Source organism: Streptomyces sp. NPDC028419 (assembly GCF_055565515.1).
The window spans coordinates 69,870-87,018 of record NZ_JBVHUE010000012.1 but is presented as its reverse complement, the minus strand read 5'-3'; the positions used below and the strand labels follow the sequence as shown (position 1 = coordinate 87,018).

The 17,149-nt window shown below is 72.8% G+C and carries 16 protein-coding genes; 12 read left to right on the top strand and 4 right to left on the bottom strand.

Translation table 11 applies throughout. The features are described from left to right. Positions 1 to 48: 48 nt before the first annotated feature. The 4 genes from ACZ4UB_RS16380 (at position 49) to ACZ4UB_RS16365 (ending at position 4,503) form a co-directional block, all read left to right on the top strand. On the top strand, positions 49 to 2,880 hold the full coding sequence (locus ACZ4UB_RS16380) for a sensor histidine kinase (RefSeq protein ID WP_468070678.1): 2,832 nt from the start codon (positions 49 to 51) through the stop codon (positions 2,878 to 2,880). After that, positions 2,880 to 3,323, top strand: a complete 444-nt coding sequence (locus tag ACZ4UB_RS16375; protein ID WP_468070677.1) for a roadblock/LC7 domain-containing protein — start codon at positions 2,880 to 2,882, stop codon at positions 3,321 to 3,323. Before ACZ4UB_RS16380 ends, ACZ4UB_RS16375 begins: the two co-directional genes overlap by 1 nt. 17 nt (positions 3,324 to 3,340) lie before the next feature. Beyond that, complete coding sequence (locus ACZ4UB_RS16370; protein ID WP_468070676.1) at positions 3,341 to 3,721, top strand: DUF742 domain-containing protein; 381 nt, start codon at positions 3,341 to 3,343, stop codon at positions 3,719 to 3,721. Positions 3,722 to 3,870: 149 nt separating this feature from the next. Beyond that, positions 3,871 to 4,503, top strand: a complete 633-nt coding sequence (locus ACZ4UB_RS16365) for a GTP-binding protein (protein WP_468070675.1) — start codon at positions 3,871 to 3,873, stop codon at positions 4,501 to 4,503. A gap of 24 nt (positions 4,504 to 4,527) precedes the next feature. On the opposite strand, the gene ACZ4UB_RS16360 is transcribed toward ACZ4UB_RS16365, so the two are convergent. After that, positions 4,528 to 4,956 carry a PPOX class F420-dependent oxidoreductase gene (locus ACZ4UB_RS16360; RefSeq protein ID WP_468070674.1) on the bottom strand — a complete coding sequence of 143 codons (429 nt, stop codon included), beginning with the start codon at positions 4,954 to 4,956 and terminating at the stop codon, positions 4,528 to 4,530. Positions 4,957 to 5,062: 106 nt separating this feature from the next. On the opposite strand from ACZ4UB_RS16360, the gene ACZ4UB_RS16355 reads away from it, so the two are divergent. Together ACZ4UB_RS16355 and ACZ4UB_RS16350 are read left to right on the top strand one after the other, a co-directional pair. Continuing rightward, positions 5,063 to 5,461, top strand: coding sequence for a roadblock/LC7 domain-containing protein (locus ACZ4UB_RS16355; RefSeq protein WP_354379350.1), 399 nt, complete (start codon positions 5,063 to 5,065; stop codon positions 5,459 to 5,461). Between the two features lie 135 nt (positions 5,462 to 5,596). Continuing rightward, the gene (locus ACZ4UB_RS16350) at positions 5,597 to 6,385 is read left to right on the top strand and encodes a DUF6397 family protein (protein ID WP_468070673.1); all 789 of its coding nucleotides are present in this window, start codon (positions 5,597 to 5,599) and stop codon (positions 6,383 to 6,385) included. On the opposite strand, the gene ACZ4UB_RS16345 is transcribed toward ACZ4UB_RS16350, so the two are convergent. Genes ACZ4UB_RS16345 through ACZ4UB_RS16335 form a run of 3 tightly spaced genes read right to left on the bottom strand, consistent with a single transcriptional unit; the run spans position 6,349 to position 10,221 of the window. After that, positions 6,349 to 6,750, bottom strand: coding sequence for a YchJ family protein (locus ACZ4UB_RS16345; protein WP_354379352.1), 402 nt, complete (start codon positions 6,748 to 6,750; stop codon positions 6,349 to 6,351). The two genes, ACZ4UB_RS16350 and ACZ4UB_RS16345, sit on opposite strands and share 37 nt — an antisense overlap. 8 nt (positions 6,751 to 6,758) lie before the next feature. After that, positions 6,759 to 7,673 carry an acyl-CoA thioesterase gene (locus ACZ4UB_RS16340; protein WP_468070672.1) on the bottom strand — a complete coding sequence of 305 codons (915 nt, stop codon included), beginning with the start codon at positions 7,671 to 7,673 and terminating at the stop codon, positions 6,759 to 6,761. A 34-nt stretch (positions 7,674 to 7,707) separates the two neighbouring features. Next, complete coding sequence (locus ACZ4UB_RS16335) at positions 7,708 to 10,221, bottom strand: DEAD/DEAH box helicase (protein WP_468070671.1); 2,514 nt, start codon at positions 10,219 to 10,221, stop codon at positions 7,708 to 7,710. A 143-nt stretch (positions 10,222 to 10,364) separates the two neighbouring features. On the opposite strand from ACZ4UB_RS16335, the gene ACZ4UB_RS16330 reads away from it, so the two are divergent. The 6 genes from ACZ4UB_RS16330 to ACZ4UB_RS16305 all read left to right on the top strand — a co-directional run bounded on the left by ACZ4UB_RS16330 (position 10,365) and on the right by ACZ4UB_RS16305 (position 17,106). After that, complete coding sequence (locus tag ACZ4UB_RS16330) at positions 10,365 to 11,156, top strand: metal-dependent hydrolase (RefSeq protein ID WP_354379574.1); 792 nt, start codon at positions 10,365 to 10,367, stop codon at positions 11,154 to 11,156. A gap of 271 nt (positions 11,157 to 11,427) precedes the next feature. Continuing rightward, positions 11,428 to 12,252, top strand: coding sequence for a serine/threonine protein kinase (locus tag ACZ4UB_RS16325; protein WP_468070670.1), 825 nt, complete (start codon positions 11,428 to 11,430; stop codon positions 12,250 to 12,252). Positions 12,253 to 12,300: 48 nt separating this feature from the next. After that, on the top strand, positions 12,301 to 13,881 hold the full coding sequence (locus tag ACZ4UB_RS16320) for a serine/threonine-protein kinase (RefSeq protein ID WP_468070669.1): 1,581 nt from the start codon (positions 12,301 to 12,303) through the stop codon (positions 13,879 to 13,881). 207 nt (positions 13,882 to 14,088) lie between these two features. Next, on the top strand, positions 14,089 to 15,060 hold the full coding sequence (locus ACZ4UB_RS16315; protein ID WP_468070857.1) for an LGFP repeat-containing protein: 972 nt from the start codon (positions 14,089 to 14,091) through the stop codon (positions 15,058 to 15,060). Positions 15,061 to 15,073: 13 nt separating this feature from the next. Continuing rightward, positions 15,074 to 16,081 (top strand): hypothetical protein, encoded by a 1,008-nt coding sequence (locus ACZ4UB_RS16310; RefSeq protein WP_468070668.1) that lies wholly within the window; start codon positions 15,074 to 15,076, stop codon positions 16,079 to 16,081. Between the two features lie 32 nt (positions 16,082 to 16,113). After that, positions 16,114 to 17,106, top strand: coding sequence for an alpha/beta hydrolase (locus tag ACZ4UB_RS16305; protein WP_354379357.1), 993 nt, complete (start codon positions 16,114 to 16,116; stop codon positions 17,104 to 17,106). The last annotated feature ends 43 nt before the right edge of the window (positions 17,107 to 17,149 follow it).

Here is a 17,149-nt window from a genome sequence, read left to right as displayed (position 1 = left end):
CGCACGCACCGCACGCACCGCACGCACCGCATCGGAACGAGGACCCCCATGCGCACACCCCGCAGGAACCCGGACGCAGCGGCGCAGCGGCACCCCGCGCCCCCGGCGCGCGGCCGCCGGGCGCACGCCGGGCCTCCGGCCGACGAGCCCCACCCCGGCCCCCCGGACGCACCGCCCCCGCCCCGGGGTCGGTCGAGCGCCCCGGGGCGGGCATACGCCCCCGGCGCCCGTTCACCCCTGGCGAGACCCGGGGACGCGCCCGCGCCGCGCCCCGGGGGCGCACCCGGGCCGTCCGCCGCGCCCGGCACCTTCGCCGCGGGCCCCGCCTCCCCGCCCGCGGCCGCGGCCTCGGCGGCTGCGAGCGGCGGCGCCCGCCGCGGGCCGCGGTCCGTGCGCTCCTCCGGCACGGTCCGCGCGAAGGTCGTCTCCCTCCTGATGGTCCCGGTGGTCTCGCTGCTGGCCCTGTGGGCCTTCGCGACGGTCAGCACCGCCCAGGACGTCGCCCGCATCGGTCGTGCCCAGCAGGTCGACGACCGGATACGCACCCCCGTCGACCGCGCGGTCGCGGCGCTCCAGGCCGAGCGGGTCACCGCGGTCCGCTACCTCGCGGACCCGGCCGCTGTCGCCGAGCAGGGGGCGGCCCTGCTGGAACAGGGCCGCCGCACCGGTGCCGCCATCGACGGACTCCGGCTCGGTGACGCGCACACCGTCGCCGACTCGGGCGGCTACCCGGCCGAACTGGCGGGCCGGATGCGCACCTTCGTGGCCGCCGCCGATGCGCTCGCGACCACCCGCCGCGAGGTCACGGACCGCAAGGCCACGCCCGACGCGGCCTACGCGGCCTACACCCGGGTCGTCGACTCCGCCCTCGCCGTCGGGGGCGCGCTCAGCGGCGGTCAGGACGCGGAGCTCGGTGTCGACGCCCGCGTCCTGCTGGAGCTCGCGCGGGCCGCCGAGCTGCTCGCGCGGGAGGACGCGCTGTTCGCCGTACCGGGGCCGCGCAGTGCGGAAACGCTTCGGCAGCTGACGGGCGCGATCGAGACCCGCCGGATCCTCACCGACAGCGCTGCCCAGGACCTGCCCGCGGCCCAGCGGACCGCTTGGCGGGCGGTGGCCAAGAGTGCCGTCTACGCCGACCTCACCGCGGCCGAGGACCGGGCACTGGCCGCCGGGACGGGGCGCGACGCGCACGACGCGCCCGCCGGTTGGGCACCCGCGTACGCCGGCGTGACCGGCTCGATGCGCGCCGTCGCGAGCGCCGCGCACGACGCCTCCACCGACCGGACCGCGCCCCTGGCCCAGGGCCTGCTGAGCCCCTCCGGCGCGGCCGTCCTGCTCGGCCTGGCCGCCGTGGCCGTCTCCCTCGTCATCTCCGTACGCATCGGGCGCGGACTCGTCGTCGAGCTCGTGTCGCTGCGCAACGGCGCACTGGAGATCGCCCACCGCAAACTCCCGCACGCCATGGACCGGTTGCGCGCCGGACAGGACATCGACGTCCTCGCGGAAGCCCCGCCGGGACACCCCGCCGAGGACGAGATCGCACAGGTCGGGGAGGCCCTGTCCACCGTCCACCGGGCCGCGCTGAGCGCCGCCGTGGAGCGGGCCGAACTCGCGAGCGGCGTCTCCGGCGTGTTCGTGAACCTGGCCCGGCGCAGTCAGGTCCTGGTCCACAAGCAACTCACGCTGCTCGACTCGATGGAGCGGCGCACCGACGATCCGGGCGAGCTGGGCGACCTCTTCCGGCTCGACCACCTGACGACCCGGATGCGGCGGCACGCGGAGAGCCTGATCATCCTGTCGGGGGCCGCCCCGGGGCGCGCCTGGCGGATGCCGGTACCGCTGACCAACGTGGTGCGGGCCGCCGTCTCCGAGATCGAGGACTATCCGCGGATCGAGGTCCGCGGGCTCGCGGAGGCGGGCGTCGTCGGCGGCGCCGTCGCCGACCTCACGCACCTGCTGGCCGAACTGATCGAGAACGCCGCCCAGTTCTCCCCTCCGCACACCAAGGTCCGGGTCAGTGGGGAGCCCGTGGGCGCCGGGTACGTGCTGGAGATCGAGGACCGCGGGCTCGGCATGGGCCGCGAGTCCCTCGCCGACGCCAACCGGCGCATCGAACAGTCCGAAGCGCTCGACCTCTTCGACAGCGACCGCCTCGGTCTCTTCGTGGTCAGCCGCCTCTCGGCGCGCCACGGGGTCAGGGTCCAGCTGAGGACCTCCCCCTACGGCGGCACCACCGCCGTGGTCCTGCTGCCCAACGCGCTGCTCCAGGGCGCCCTCACCGCGGGCGACGACGAGAGGGGCCACGACGAGAGGGGGGACGGCGAGCGGGGGGACGGCGCGGCGGACGACGCCGCGGCAGCACCGGCCGCGGCGGCGACGGACCGGCCGGCCGTCGAATCGGCCCCGGTGTCGGCCGGCCCGGGCGCATCGGGTGCATCGGGTGCATCGGGCGCGGCGGAGGCTGTGGACCGGTCGGACCTTCCGGCGCCGTTCTCGGCCCCCTCCGCTCCCCAGGCGGCGCCCCCGAAGGCCCCGGCCCCCGTGGAGCGGGACCCCCGCCCCGCGCCGGTGTCCACCCTGCGGCTCCGCGGCTCCGCGGGCCCGGCGCCGCACCTCGCGGCGGCGCCGCCCCGGCGCGAGCCGGAGCCCGAGCCGGTACTGGCCGGGGTGACCGAACTGCCCCGCCGGGTCCGCCAGGCCAGCCTTGTCCCCCAGCTGCGCGAAGCGCCCGACCGGACGGCGGCGCCCGCTCCCCGGACCCCGCAGGACCCGCCGGGACGAAGCCCCGAGGAGGCCCGCGACCGCATGGCGGCCTACCGCGACGGGTGGGCCCGTGGCACCCGAGCCGTCACCCCCACCGACAACGAAGGAGCAGAGTGATGATCGAACACCAGCGGATCGACATCGAGGGCGTCCGCCGGTCCGGCGAGCTGGACTGGTTGCTGGACGACCTCGTGGTCAGAGTCCGGGAGGTCCGGCACGTGGTCGTCCTGTCCAACGACGGCCTGGCGGTGGGTGCTTCCAGTGCGCTGGGCCGGGAGGACGCCGAGCACCTGGCGGCCGTGGCCTCCGGCTTCCACAGTCTCGCCAAGGGCGCGGGGCGGCACTTCCAGGCCGGGGGCGTGCGCCAGACGATGGTGGAGATGGACGAGGGGTTCCTCTTCGTCGCGGCGGCCGGGGACGGCTCCTGCCTGGCCGTGCTCAGCGGTGCGGGCGCCGACATCGGACTGATCGCCTACGAGATGGCCCGGCTGGTGAAACGCGTCGGCGAACACCTCTACACCCCGTCCCGGTTCGCGGCGCGCCCCCCGGCCGCGGGTTGAGGGCGGCGGCCGAAACGGTGAACGGTCAGTGGTACGACGCCGACGCGGGCCCGCTGGTCCGCCCGTACGCCCTGACGGGTGGGCGCACCAAGCCCGGTCCGCACGGGGTGCGCTTCGACTTGATCGCGCTGGTGGTCGTCGAACCGGGAGCCGTGGACGCGGCGCAGGAGTCGCTGCTCGGCCCTGAACACCGCGCCCTGCTCGGACTCTGCCGTTCGGAGACCCAGTCGGTCGCGGAGCTCGCCGCCGACGCGGACCTGCCGGTCGGCGTGGTCCGGGTGTTGCTCGGGGACCTGCTGGAGGCGGGCCACGTCCGGGTGAGCAGGCCCGTACCGCCCGCCCGGCTGCCGGACGAGCGGATCCTGCGCGAGGTCATCGCAGGCCTGCGGGCGCTGTGACGGGCGGTGCGGGACGGGCTGCGGCGGGACGGGCGGGACGGGCGGGACGGGCGGGACCGCGACGCACGCTTCGATGCGCGCGGTGCGAGGCGCGCGGTTTGAGACGGACGGTTCGAGACGGACGGTACGAGACGGATGGGACGACAGTGATGGGACAACACGTCCAGGGGCCGGAAGCGGCAGCGGAGGAGGAACTGGCTCCGCTCGCCCTGAAGATACTCGTGGCCGGCGGATTCGGGGTGGGCAAGACCACGCTGGTGGGCGCCGTCAGCGAGATCCGTCCGCTTCGGACCGAGGAACTGCTGAGCGAGGCGGGCGAGTTGGTCGACGACACGGACGGGGTGGACCAGAAGACCACGACCACGGTGGCCATGGACTTCGGCCGGATCACCATCCGGGAGGGCCTGTCGCTGTACCTGTTCGGGACGCCCGGGCAGGACCGCTTCTGGTTCCTGTGGGACGAGTTGTCGCAGGGCGCGCTGGGGGCGGTGGTGCTCGCCGACACCCGGCGGCTACAGGACTGCTTCCCGGCGGTCGACTACTTCGAGCACCGGAGCATCCCCTTCGTGGTGGCCGTCAACTGTTTCTCGGGCGCCCGGGGTTACGGCGCGCACGAGGTCTCGCGGGCGCTCGACCTGGAGCCGGGCACTCCCGTGGTGCTGTGCGACGCGCGGGACAAGGACTCGGGGAAGGAAGTGTTGATCAGGCTGGTCGAGTACGCCGGGCGGATGCACACCGCCCGGCTCCTCGACGCGGTCGAGCCGCAGGCGGATTCCGTGTGAGGGGCCGGGCCTGCGCGGTGGGCCTCAGTCGGTGATGCCCACCGCCGAGATCACCTTGTCGATCCGGACCCGGACGAGGAGTTCGCCCGGGACGGCGTTGCGGCGGCCGAAGGCGGCGGCCCGCTCCTCGCCCATGTAGCGCCCGCCGATCCGGGTGGCCCACTGGAGCATGTCGTCCATGTCCTCGGTGATCGTGGCCCGCCCTTGCAGGACGACGTAGGAGAACGGCGGCCGGTCGTCGTCCACGCAGAGGGCGACGCGGCCGTCGCGGGCCAGATTGCGCCCCTTGACGGTGTCCTTACCGGTGTTGAAAACGAAGGAATCGCCGTCGAGTACGAACCAAATGGGAGCGATGTGGGGGCTTCCGTCCTCCCGAACGGTCGACAGCTTTCCGGTGCGGGTGGAGTGCGAGACGAACCCGCGCCATTCCTCTTGAGTCATCTTCTGTGCCATGGAGACATCCTCCTTGCCGGAAAGCCGCTGGTGGGCAAGGCTTGCGGGACGACTATGCGGGGGTGGGCGCGGCCGGGCCGGCCGGGTCGACGGGGAGGGGCGGAAAATGGCACTGGACAAGCAGCTCGACTGGCTGCTGGACGACCTGACGCGCAGGGTCCAGCAGGTCCGGCACGCGGTGGTGCTCTCCAACGACGGCCTGGTGACGAGCGCGAGCGCGGGCCTGGCACGGGAGGACGCGGAGCACCTGGCGGCGGTCGCGGCCGGACTGCAGAGCCTCGCGAAGGGCTCCGGGCGGCACTTCCGGGCCGGTGAGGTGCGCCAGACGGTGATCGAGTACGACGAGGGCGTGCTGTTGGTGATGGCGGCGGGAGCCGGTAGTTCGCTGTGCGTGCTGACCGCGACCGAGGCGGACTACGTGCAGGTCGCGTACGAGATGACGCTGCTGGTCAACCGGGTGGGCGAGCACCTGGGCGTCACCGAACGACGGATCACCGGGGGGTAGGGCGGCAGGGCTGGTCGGGCTGGTCGGGGAGTTATCCACAGGGTTCGCGGGTTTCCGTCGCTCTGCGTTACGGTCTTCACACAGGGTAATCGAGCTGTGTGGGGGAGGACCGTGATGGAGGTCAGGAGCAGGGACGTGACGGCGGGGTCGGGGCCCGCCGGGGTGGCAGAGGTGGTCGGTGGCGCCCGGGCCGCCGAGGAGTTGGGGCTGCGGCGGGGCGAGCTCGCCCGCGCCGTGCAGCTGGGGATGGTGCGGGCCGGGCCGTGCGCGTCGAGCGGGGCCGCGCGGTTCGCGCGCGGCGAGCTGGACCGGGTCAGGAGGGCCGCCGGTTTCCCGGACGCCCTGCGCGAGCGGGTGCGGACGGTGGGCGCTGCGGAGGCGGCCGGGTCGATGGGGATCAGCCCGGGTCGGTTCACCCGGCTCGCGCGCTGCGGGCGGCTCACACCGGTCGGCTATCGGATCAACCGCTACCGGGCCGTCGTCTGGCTCTACCTCGCCGCCGAGCTGGCCGAGTTCACCGTGAGGGAGCCGGCGCTGTTGCGCGGGAGCGCGCCTCCGGAGGACAGGGCGCTGGTCGAGGCCCGAGCGGATCTGCGGCCCCGGCGGTGGCGCGGCCGGCATGTGGGGCTGCTGCTGAGACGCACCGCGGATCCCTGGGAGCGGGCGGCGGTCCTGGCTTCCGTGCTGCCGGAGGCGGAGCTGGAGCAGGCGGTGCCCGACCGGGCCGAGCGGATCCTGCTCACGGGGCTCGCCCCGCCCGCGCCCTACGGTCACCCGCAGGTCCCGGCCGCGGCGGCCGTCGCGACCGCCCTGCTGCGGGCGGAGCCCCCGGACGAGCTGCGCTGGTACCGGACCAGCCTGGAGTTCGCGCTCGCCGGAGCCAGGGATCAGTCGAAGACGACGGGGGAGAGGGGGCCGACGTAGACCCAGGCGCCGCCCTCGCGGGAGAAGGTGCTGTGTTCGAGCAGCGAGCCCGCGTGCCCGCCCTCGCGGTAGTGCGCCCGGAACTCCACCGTGCCCTCCGTCTCGAACATCCCGCCGCGCTCGGTACCCAGGATCTCCAGGCGCTCCCAGCGCTGGCCGGGATCCAGATCGAGCCGCCCCGGGCGGGTCGAGGGGTGCCAGGAGCGGAGCAGGTAGGCGGTGTCCCCGACGGCGAAGGCGCTGAAGCGGGAGCGCATCAGCAGCTCCGCGGTCGGCGCCTGCCGCTCGCCGGAGTGGAAGCGTCCGCAGCAGTCCGGGTAGGCGGCGGGCAGCCCGCAGGGGCAGGGGAGGACCGGGGTCGGCATGGGCGCGCTCAGCTCTTCGGCGACAGGTCGGAAGGGGCGGAAGGGGTGGGCCGGGCGGGGTACGGGCGGAACAGGCCCTCCTGGACGACGGAGACCAGCAGCCTGCCCTCCACGTCGTAGATCCGGCCGCGGGCCAGCCCCCGGCCCCCGTGGGCGATGGGGGACTCCTGGTCGTAGAGGAACCACTCGTCCGCCCGGAAGGGACGGTGGAACCACATGGCGTGGTCCAGGCTCGCCATGTCGAAACCGCGCATCCCCCAGAGCGGCTCCACCGGGATGCGCACGGCGTCGAGGAGGGTCATGTCACTGGCGTAGGTCAGGGCGCAGGTGTGGACGAGCGGGTCGTCGCCCAGCGGGCCGACCGCGCGCATCCACACGGCGCTGCGCGGATCGGCGTCCTTGAGGTCCTCGGGGGTCCAGCGGAGCCGGTCCACGTACCGGATGTCGAAGGGCTGACGACGGGCCATCCGCTCCAGCGCCTCGGGCAGCGCCCCCAGGTGTTCGCGGATCTCGTCCGCGACCTTCGGCAGCGTGTCGGGGTGCGGGAAGTCCAGACGAGGAGGCAGCTGGTGCTCGATGCTGCCGTCCTCCGGCCGATGGAAGGAGGCGGTGAGGTTGAAGATGGTCTTGCCCTGTTGGACCGCGGTGACGCGCCGGGTGGTGAAGGAGCGCCCGTCACGCACCCGCTCCACCTGGTACACGATCGGCACCCCGGGGATCCCGGGGCGCAGGAAGTACGCGTGCAGCGAGTGGACCGGGCGGCCGCCCTCGGTGGTGCGGCCCGCCGCCACCAACGCCTGGCCGGCCACCTGGCCGCCGAAGACCCGCTGGAGGGACTCCTCGGGACTGCGGCCGCGGAAGATGTTGACCTCGATCTGCTCCAGGTCGAGCAGATCGACCAGTCTCTCGGCGGGGTTCGTCATCAGGGGTTCTCCACTGAGGTCGGGGGCGGGACGGTCAGAGCTCGCCGACGGCGGTGACCCGGACGATCGCCCGGCCCTCCTCGTCGGAGGCCGCGAGGTCGACCTCGGCGCTGATGCCCCATCCATGGTCACCGTTGGGGTCGGCGAAGGCCTGGCGGACGCGCCACAGGCCGTGCTCCGCGTCCTCCTCGATCATGAGCAGCTTGGGGCCGCGCGCGTCCGGTCCGGTGCCGAGGTCGTCGTACTCGTCCCAGTAGGCGTCCATCGCATCGCCCCAGGCGTCGGCGTTCCAGCCGGACTCGGAGTCCAGCTCGCCCAGCTCGTGGAGGTTGTCCAGGGCGGCCAGCTCCACCCGGCGGAACATGGCGTTGCGGACGAGGACCCGGAAGGCGCGGGCGTTCGCCGTGACCGGCTTGACCTGGTCGGCCTTCTCCTGGGCCTGCTCCGCCGTCTCCACCTCGGGGTTCGCCAGCTGCTCCCACTCGTCGAGCAGGCTGGAGTCGACCTGGCGGACCAGCTCGCCGAGCCAGGCGATGAGGTCCTGGAGGTCTTCGGACTTGAGGTCGTCCGGGATGGTGTGGTCGAGCGCCTTGTAGGCACCCGCCAGGTAGCGCAGCACGATGCCCTCGGTGCGCGCCAGCTCGTAGTAGGAGGTGAACTCGGTGAAGGTCATCGCGCGCTCGTACATGTCGCGGATGATCGACTTCGGGGAGACCGGGTGGTCGCGGACCCACGGGTGGCTCTTGCTGTACACGTCGTAGGCGTGCAGGAGCAGCTCTTCGAGCGGCTTGGGATAGGTGACGTCCTGGAGGCGCTCCATCCGCTCCTCGTACTCGATCCCGTCGGCCTTCATCGCGCCCACGGCGATGCCGCGCTCCTTGTTCTGCTGCGCGGCGAGGATCTGGCGCGGGTCGTCCAGCGTGGACTCCACGACCGAGACCATGTCCAGCGCGTAGGAGGGGGACTCCGGGTCCAGCAGGTCGAAGGAGGCCAGCGCGAAGGTGGACAGCGGCTGGTTCAGCGCGAAGTCCTGCTGGAGGTCGACGGTGAGCCGGATGGTGCGGCCCTCCGCGTCGGGGGCGTCGAGCTTCTCGACCACGCCGCCGTCCAACAGGGAGCGGTAGATCGCGATGGCCCGGCGGATGTGGCGCAGCTGGTTCTTGCGCGGCTCGTGGTTGTCCTCCAGGAGGTGGCGCATGGCCTGGAAGGCGTCGCCGGGGCGGGCGATGACCGACAGCAGCATGATGTTGGTGACCTTGAAGCGCGAGGTCAGCGGCTCCGGGTCGGCGCCGATCAGCTTCTCGAAGGTGGTGTCGGACCAGGCGACGAAGCCTTCCGGGGCCTTCTTGCGGACCACCTTGCGGCGCTTCTTCGGGTCGTCGCCGGCCTTCGCCAGCGCCTTCTCGTTCTCGATCACGTGCTCGGGTGCCTGGGCGACCACGTACCCCGCGGTGTCGAAGCCCGCCCGCCCGGCCCGACCGGCGATCTGGTGGAACTCGCGCGCCCGCAGCGTGCGCACCCGGTTGCCGTCGTACTTGGTGAGGGCGGTGAAGAGCACGGTGCGGATCGGGACGTTCACGCCGACGCCGAGGGTGTCGGTGCCGCAGATGACCTTGAGCAGACCCGCCTGGGCCAGCTTCTCGACCAGTCGCCGGTACTTAGGCAGCATGCCGGCGTGGTGCACGCCGATGCCGTGGCGGACGTAGCGCGAGAGGTTCTGGCCGAACTTGGTGGTGAAGCGGAAGTGGCCGATCAGCTCGGCGATCTTGTCCTTCTCCTCACGCGTGCACATGTTGATGCTCATCAGCGACTGCGCTCGCTCGACCGCCTGGGCCTGGGTGAAGTGCACGATGTACACGGGTGCCTGCCGGGTCTCCAGCAGCTCGGTGATGGTGTCGGTGATCGGCGTGGTGACGTACTCGTACGACAGCGGGACGGGCCGGGTCGCGGAGCGGACCACCGAGGTCGGGCGCCCGGTGCGCCGGGTCAGGTCCTCCTCGAACCGCTTCATGTCACCGAGGGTGGCCGACATCAGGATGAACTGTGCCTGCGGGAGCTCCAGCAGCGGGATCTGCCAGGCCCAGCCGCGGTCCGGTTCGGCGTAGAAGTGGAACTCGTCCATCACGACCTGGCCGATGTCGGCGTTCTTGCCGTCGCGCAGCGCGATGGAGGCCAGCACCTCGGCGGTGCAGCAGATCACCGGGGCGTCCGAATTGACCGAGGCGTCGCCGGTCAGCATGCCGACGTTCTCGGTGCCGAAGAGCTTGCACAGGTCGAAGAACTTCTCCGACACCAGGGCCTTGATCGGCGCGGTGTAGAAGGTGACCTTGTCCTGGGCCAGTGCGGTGAAGTGCGCTCCGGCGGCCACCAGGCTCTTCCCGGAGCCGGTCGGCGTGGAGAGGATCACGTTCGCGCCGGAGACGACCTCGATCAGGGCCTCCTCCTGCGCCGGGTACAGGGAGATGCCCTGGTCCTCCGCCCACGAGGAGAAAGCCTCGAAGAGGGCGTCGGGGTCGGCGTTCGGCGGGAGCTGATCAATGAGGGTCACACCCCCCATCTTGCCTGGCTTCCCCCCGGATGAGGGAACCGGCGGCGGGAAAGAAGATCATCGACGGTACGCTGTGCCGTCGACCGGGTCCGAACGAAACCGTCAACGGGGCCCGACCTCCACACCACTGGGGCGAGAACGACATGATGGGTCCGGCGCACTCACTCTCCGGGGCAGCGGCCTGGCTGGGGGTGGGCGCGGCGACCGCGGCCGCCGGCTACCCCATGCCCTGGCCGGTCCTCGTCGTCGGGGCGCTCATCTGCGCGGGCGCTGCCCTGGCCCCCGACCTCGACCACAAGTCGGCGACGATCTCGCGCGCCTTCGGGCCGCTGTCCCGCGGCCTGTGCGAGGTGGTCGACAAGATCTCCTACGCCGTCTACAAGGCCACCCGCGCCCCGCGCGACGCCCGCCGGACCGGCGGCCACCGCACCCTCACCCACACCTGGCTGTGGGCCGTCCTGATCGGGGCCGGCGCCTCGGCCCTGGCGGTCACCACGGACCGCTGGGGCGTCCTGGTCCTGCTCTTCGTCCACCTCGTACTCGCCGTCGAGGGCCTCCTGTGGCGGGCCGCCCGGATGTCCAGCGACGTCCTCGTCTGGCTCCTCGGCGCCACCAGCGCCTGGATACTGGCCGGGGTGCTGGACCAGCCGGGCAACGGCGCGAACTGGCTGTTCACCGGTCCCGGCGAGGAGTACCTGTGGCTCGGCCTGCCGATCGTGCTCGGCGCCCTGGTCCACGACATCGGGGACGCCCTGACCGTCTCGGGCTGCCCCGTCCTGTGGCCCATCCCGATCGCGGGCAAGCGCTGGTACCCGATCGGCCCGCCGAAGATGATGCGCTTCCGCGCGGGCAGCTGGGTCGAGCTGAAGGTCCTCATGCCGGTGTTCATGCTCCTCGGCGGGGTAGGCGGCGCAGCCGCGCTCGGCTTCATCTAGCCCGGCCCGCCCCGCGAGCGGGCGGGCGGGGGCGCCTCCTCCCGATTTCCGCCAAACGTCCCCTTGAGGTGTGGCGCACACGGACGCGCTCCCACCCCGACCGGGGTCGGGCGTGACGGCTCCTGTGTGCCCGGCCGGACATGCCGACGGGTCGGACAGTCTCACGGTGAGTCCCAGCCAATGCGGCCGCATCCCGGCGTCGAACGCCGTTACGGGTGGGTAACGTCGGTTGGGGCGAAGCCCGCTGGCGCGGGTCGAGAACGGGGGAACCGTGAGCGGGATAGTGGTCTACCTGCCGCAAGGGAACGACGGCGTGGGCGAGGAGCCGTTCGGCGACGCGGTGACATTACGGCTCGGGCCGGGCGAGATGGCCCGGTTCGGGCGGGGTTCCACGACGACGCCCGTGGAACTCCGGCTCGTCGACCCGGCGATCTCCCGGTTGGCGGGAGAGATCCGGGTGACCGACGACCACTGGCAGCTCAGCAACCACAGCGCCCACCAGAGCTATCTGGTGGAGAACCCCGAAGGGGCCGGGGAGTACCTCCGGGTGCCACCGCGCCGGGCCGGGGCGCCCATTCCCTTCGAGTTCTCGCGGGTGGTGCTGCCCACGCGCGGCAACTCCACCGTCTCCTTCCAGGTGTTCGCGCCCGACCACGTCTACCTGGACCCGGACGTCATGAGGGCCGCGGCGGGTCACGGTGGTCACGGGGGGAGTCGTACCGTCACCGCCTACTCCCTGGACGAGACGGCCACCTACTTCCTCGTCCTGGTCGCGCTCTGCGAACCGCGGCTGCGGGACGAGTCGCCGGTCGCGGTGCCGACCACCCCCGAGATCGTCGATCGACTCAAAGGACACGCCGCCTGCGCACTGTTGACGGCGCGTGCGGTCAGCTCCCACATCGACTACCTCGCCGAGGAGAAGATGCGGATCACCAGTCCGGCGGAGTGCGATCCCCGGCGCAGCACGCGGCGCAACGGCAAGCGGGAGACGCTCGTCGGACTCGCCCTGCGGTTCGGGCTGGTCCGGGAGGAGCACCTCGCGCTGTTGCCGCCCCGCTTCCCGGCCGGCACGCGCAAGCGGGAGACGGTGCGATGACCCCGGCAGGGCGTCCCGCGGCGGGCGCGGGCGCGGGAGCGGACCGAGATGGCCGGCGGGCCGGAGGAGCAGACGGTGCACGGCACGGCCGACACAGCGGGAAGTGAGTGCGCGCAGCCCCTTCCGCGCGGATACCGCGTCGGCGCCTGGGAGGTCGTCGAGCCGATCGCGGCGGGCGGCTGGGCCACGGTCTACGCGGGACGACCCGTCGAGCGCGCGCGGACGTCCGCCGGCGGTCCGGTTACCGACGAGGAGGTACGGGGCACCGGCCCGGGTCCCGGCACCGCCCCGCGCGGCGACGTGGATCCCGCTCCCGCCGACGTCGCGCTCAAGGTCCTGCCGACCGCCGGGCTCTCCCCGCGCCAGGCCCGGTCGGTCGCGGAGGCCGCCCGCCGCGAGGTCGAGCTGTGCGGCCGTTCCCGCCACCCGCGCCTGATCAGGCTCCTGGACTCCGTCGTGCTCAGCGACCCCGAGCAGCCGTTCCTGGACGGCGCGATCGTCCTGGTCATGGAACGGGCCAGGTGCAGCCTGCGCGACCTGTTGGCCGAGCCGGTGAGCGAGGCGGAGGGGGCCAGACTGATCGAGGAGGTCTGCGAGGGCCTCGCCCACCTGCACCGCACCGGGTGGGTGCACGGCGACCTCAAACCGGACAACGTCCTGATCATGGCCGACGGTTCGGCCAAGCTCGCGGACTTCGGCATCGCCACGGAACTGACCGGCATCGAAGGCACCCACGGGTACGCGCCCCCGATGGGCACCTTCGACTACCTCCCGCCCGAACGGTGGAAGGCCCCGCTCGGCGAGCGCGGTGTGGAGGTCCGCCCGAGCGCCGACATCTGGGCGCTGGGCATCGTGATCCACGAGGTGTTCGCCGCCGGAGCCTCGCCCTTCCCCGGCGCCACCCCGATGGCGCGCGGCGCCGTGGCGCAGGAGTACGCCGACGGACGGGCACCGTTGCGGCTGGACACCGCGGTGCCGCCGTTCTGGCGCGCGCTCGTGACCGACTGCCTGGCTCCGAACCACGCCTCGCGCGCCCCCCACACCGCCAGCAGCCTGCACACCCGCATCACGGCCCGCACGGCGTCCGACCGCACGGCCTCCGACAGCACCAGGGCCGCGCGCCCCGCCGCGCGGCGGCGCGGCCGGGCCCTCGCCGCCCTCGCGGCCGTCGCCGTGTGCGGGGCCCTCGCCGCGGGCTGGGCGTACGCCGTGCGGGGCGGCGACGGGTCCGCGGCGCCCGGGGCGAGCGGGACCCCGGCGAGCGGCCGGACGACCGAAGCCTCGTACCGGGTCGTCGTGTTCAACGCCGAGCACAGCTGCCTGGCCCGGACGGACCGGGACGCACAGTGCAGCCTCGGCCTGGCGATCGACCCCCGGCGTCCCTACACCACTGACAACGTCGTGGCGACCCGGGTGTGGCACGGCGACGTCCTCGACGCCGACTGCCAACTCCCCGACGGGATACCCATCATCGACGAGTCGGGCACGCGATCGACCCAGTGGTACCACGTCCGCCTCCCTCCCGGCTCGGCCCGCCCCGACGCCTGGCTGCCCGCCGTACGCACCGAGGGGCGCCCCGTGCTGCCCACGTGTCCGGCGCCACCGACCGGCACCGGGAACCAGAGGTAGCGGACACCACCGCGCGCTGTCACTCCGGAGCGTTCCGGATGCGGTCCCGCCCTGCCCCGCCCGTACGTTGTGGCCCGTCGGTCCGCGGACCGAACCCCCACACGGAGGCCGACGCAAGGCGAACCGCAGCGAAGGAGCAGGCTGGTGCGTGGCGAGGCGGTACGACGTACGAGATCGAGAACAGTGGTCCTGCTGGTCCTGCTGGTCATGGCGGCGGTGTCCGCCCTGTGCGCCCCGGCCTGGGCACAGGGAGTCCCGCGGGTGCCCGGCCCCCTCGGCCACACCGCGACCGCCGATATGTTCTGCGACATCCCGGCGCAGCGGGACATCGCGGTGACGCGCAAGGTGTACGAGGTCGGTCAGCGCATGAACGTCTCCGACAAGGTGATGCTCGCAGGTTTCGAGACCGGCTGGGTCGAGTCCCGCATGAACAACCTCGATTGCGGGGACCGGGACTCGCTCGGCGTCTTCCAGCAGCGGCCCTCGCAGGGGTGGGGCTCGCGGGAGCAGATCCTCGACGTCGACTACGCGGCGGGCAAGTTCTTCGAGGTGGCCCTCCAGATGGAGCCCGGCATGGAGGGCAGCACCCCCGGCCAACTCGCGCAGGCCGTCCAGCGTTCCGCCTATCCGGACCGGTACGACGCGGTGGAGGGCGCCGCCCGGGCGCAGCGGGACGAGGCCTTCCAGCCGTACGGGGCGATAGGAGCGAAGTACGAGGGCCTGGGCGGCCACGGCGGCCCCCTCGGATGGCCGGTCCGCGCCGAGGAGGCGGCCCTGTTCGGCGGCCGCTTCCAGGGCTTCCAGAACGGGATCATCCTCTGGCACCCGGACGAGGCGCACGCGATCTACGGGGACATCCTGACCAAGTTCTGGGCGACGGACGCGGAGCGGCGTTGGGGCTTCCCGACGATGGACGAGGCGGACGCCGCGCAGGCACCGAACGGCACGCGGGGCCGTTACCAGTTCTTCGAGCGCGGGTTGTTCATGTGGTCGGCCCAGACGGGAGCGCACGTGGTGCACGGTGCGATCTACGACGCCTTCCACGCGGGCGGCCACGAGGCGGCGCTCGGCTACCCCACGGGTGACGAGGTGGACGAGGCGGGCGGCAAGGCCCAGCGCTTCCAGAAGGTCACCATCCACTGGAACCCCGCCCGGGGCACCTGGACCACCACCAACTGACCAGGAGACAGCCATGAGAGCGCTGATCCTTCGGCGTGCGGTCGGAGCGCTGACACTGATGATGGCGGCCACCGCGGTGACGTTCGTCGCGGCGCCCGCCGCGAGCGCTTCGGACCGGGGCGGGCCGATCGGGCGCGGTGAGGCGATGGACCGCGCGTGGTCGTGGATCGCCGAGCGGGTGCCCTACTCCCAGAGCGGTTGCCACGAGAACCAGTTCGGCTGCTACCGGCCCGACTGCTCGGGCTTCGTGTCGATGGCCTGGAACCTGGAATCGTCCCTGACCACCTGGTCCTTGTGGAACGTGACCTTCGACGTGCCGGCGGGCGACCTGCAGCCCGGCGACATCCTGCTCAAGGACGCGGGCGGCACCGACCACGTGGCGCTGTTCGTCCGCTGGGCCGACCCGGGGCACACGCAGCCGGTGGTCCGGGAGGAGTACGACTTCGGGCAGGTGGCCGAGGAACGCACGTGGGGCGACGGGCTGCGCGGCTTCACGCCCCGCCGGTACAACCTGCTGGACGACCTCATGCCCTACGGCGCGATCGGGGCGAAGTACGACGGCATGGGCGGGCCGGGCGGCGCGCTCGGCCGACCGACCGCGGGGGAGCGGGACTCCATGATGGGCGGCCGCTTCCAGGCCTTCCAGAACGGGATCATCCTCTGGCACCCGGACGAGGCGCACGCGATCTACGGGGACATCCGCGACAAGTTCTGGGCGACGGACGCGGAGCGGCGCTGGGGCTTCCCGACGATGGACGAGGCGGACGCCGCACCGGCGCCGGACGGCACGCGGGGCCGTTACCAGTTCTTCGAGCGCGGGTTGTTCATGTGGTCGGCCCAGACGGGAGCGCACGTGGTGCACGGTGCGATCTACGACGCCTTCCACGCGGGCGGCCACGAGGCGGCGCTCGGCTACCCCACGGGTGACGAGGTGGACGAGGCGGGCGGCAAGGCCCAGCGCTTCCAGAAGGTCACCATCCACTGGAACCCCGCCCGGGGCACCTGGACCACCACCAACTGACGACCATCCATTCGCTTTGTGATCAGGAGATCATGGTGAACGAGCAGCACCGTCCCACCCGCAGGAACCTCCTCAAGACCGTCGGCGGGCTCTCCGCCGCGATGGCCCTGGGCGCCGGGGGCGTCCTCGCCTCCGCCACGACGGCCGCGGCCGTCGGCGACGCGGGCGGCCTGCACATCGTGGACCGCGGCGAGGGCGACCCCCGCATGTGGTACTACCGCTTCCAGACGGACGCCATCGGCTGGCAGCCCGCCGTCAACGTCCTGCTCCCGGACGACTACCACTGGAGCGGGCGCACCTACCCCGTCCTCTACCTGTTCCACGGCGGCGGCACCGACCAGGACTTCATCACCTTCGACCGGCTGCGCATCCGCGAGTTGACCCAGGGCAAGCCGATCATCGTCGTGATGCCCGACGGCGGGCACGCGGGCTGGTACTCCAACGCCGTCACCTCCAACGTCGGCCCCCGCAACTGGGAGACCTTCCACATCGGGCAGCTGATCCCCTGGGTCGAGGCCAACTTCCGGACCTTCGCCGAATACGACGGCCGCGCCGTCTCCGGCTTCTCGATGGGAGGCTTCGGCGCCCTGAAGTACGCGGCCAAGTACTGGGGCCACTTCGCCTCGGTGAGCTCCCACTCCGGCCCCGCCAGCCTGCGCCGCGACAACGGCGCCGTGGTGCACTGGGCCAACCTGTCCTCCGGGGCCCTCGACCTCGGCGGCGGCACGGTGTACGGCGTTCCGTGGGACCAGGCCAGGGTCACCGCCGACAACCCGATGGAACGCATCGAGAGCTACCGCAACAAGCGGGTCTTCCTCGTCGCGGGCACCAGCCCCGACCGGACGAACGCCTTCGACACCTTCAACGAGACCCAGGTGCTCGCCGGACAACGGGAGTTCCGCGGCGCCCTCGACCGGGTCGGGATCCCGCACGAGTGGCACGAGGAGCCCGGCGGCCACTTCGTCCGCGACTACATGCTGACCCGGGACCTCGACGGCATCATCGACCGGCTCCGCAAGGCGTGAAACGACCGTGCCCCGTACCGTCCCCTCGCAGGGACGGTACGGG

Bases quoted from the DNA above. Each gene is read 5' to 3' on its own strand.
- ACZ4UB_RS16375 (WP_468070677.1), top strand. From the start codon at position 2,880: ATGATCGAACACCAGCGGATCGACATCGAGGGCGTCCGCCGGTCCGGC.
- ACZ4UB_RS16380 (WP_468070678.1), top strand. From the start codon at position 49: ATGCGCACACCCCGCAGGAACCCGGACGCAGCGGCGCAGCGGCACCCC.
- ACZ4UB_RS16365 (WP_468070675.1), top strand. From the start codon at position 3,871: ATGGGACAACACGTCCAGGGGCCGGAAGCGGCAGCGGAGGAGGAACTG.
- ACZ4UB_RS16340 (WP_468070672.1), bottom strand. From the start codon at position 7,673: ATGACGAACCCCGCCGAGAGACTGGTCGATCTGCTCGACCTGGAGCAG.
- ACZ4UB_RS16355 (WP_354379350.1), top strand. From the start codon at position 5,063: ATGGCACTGGACAAGCAGCTCGACTGGCTGCTGGACGACCTGACGCGC.
- ACZ4UB_RS16310 (WP_468070668.1), top strand. From the start codon at position 15,074: ATGAGAGCGCTGATCCTTCGGCGTGCGGTCGGAGCGCTGACACTGATG.
- ACZ4UB_RS16305 (WP_354379357.1), top strand. From the start codon at position 16,114: ATGGTGAACGAGCAGCACCGTCCCACCCGCAGGAACCTCCTCAAGACC.
- ACZ4UB_RS16345 (WP_354379352.1), bottom strand. From the start codon at position 6,750: ATGCCGACCCCGGTCCTCCCCTGCCCCTGCGGGCTGCCCGCCGCCTAC.
- ACZ4UB_RS16360 (WP_468070674.1), bottom strand. From the start codon at position 4,956: ATGGCACAGAAGATGACTCAAGAGGAATGGCGCGGGTTCGTCTCGCAC.
- ACZ4UB_RS16315 (WP_468070857.1), top strand. From the start codon at position 14,089: ATGGCGGCGGTGTCCGCCCTGTGCGCCCCGGCCTGGGCACAGGGAGTC.
- ACZ4UB_RS16330 (WP_354379574.1), top strand. From the start codon at position 10,365: ATGATGGGTCCGGCGCACTCACTCTCCGGGGCAGCGGCCTGGCTGGGG.
- ACZ4UB_RS16320 (WP_468070669.1), top strand. From the start codon at position 12,301: ATGGCCGGCGGGCCGGAGGAGCAGACGGTGCACGGCACGGCCGACACA.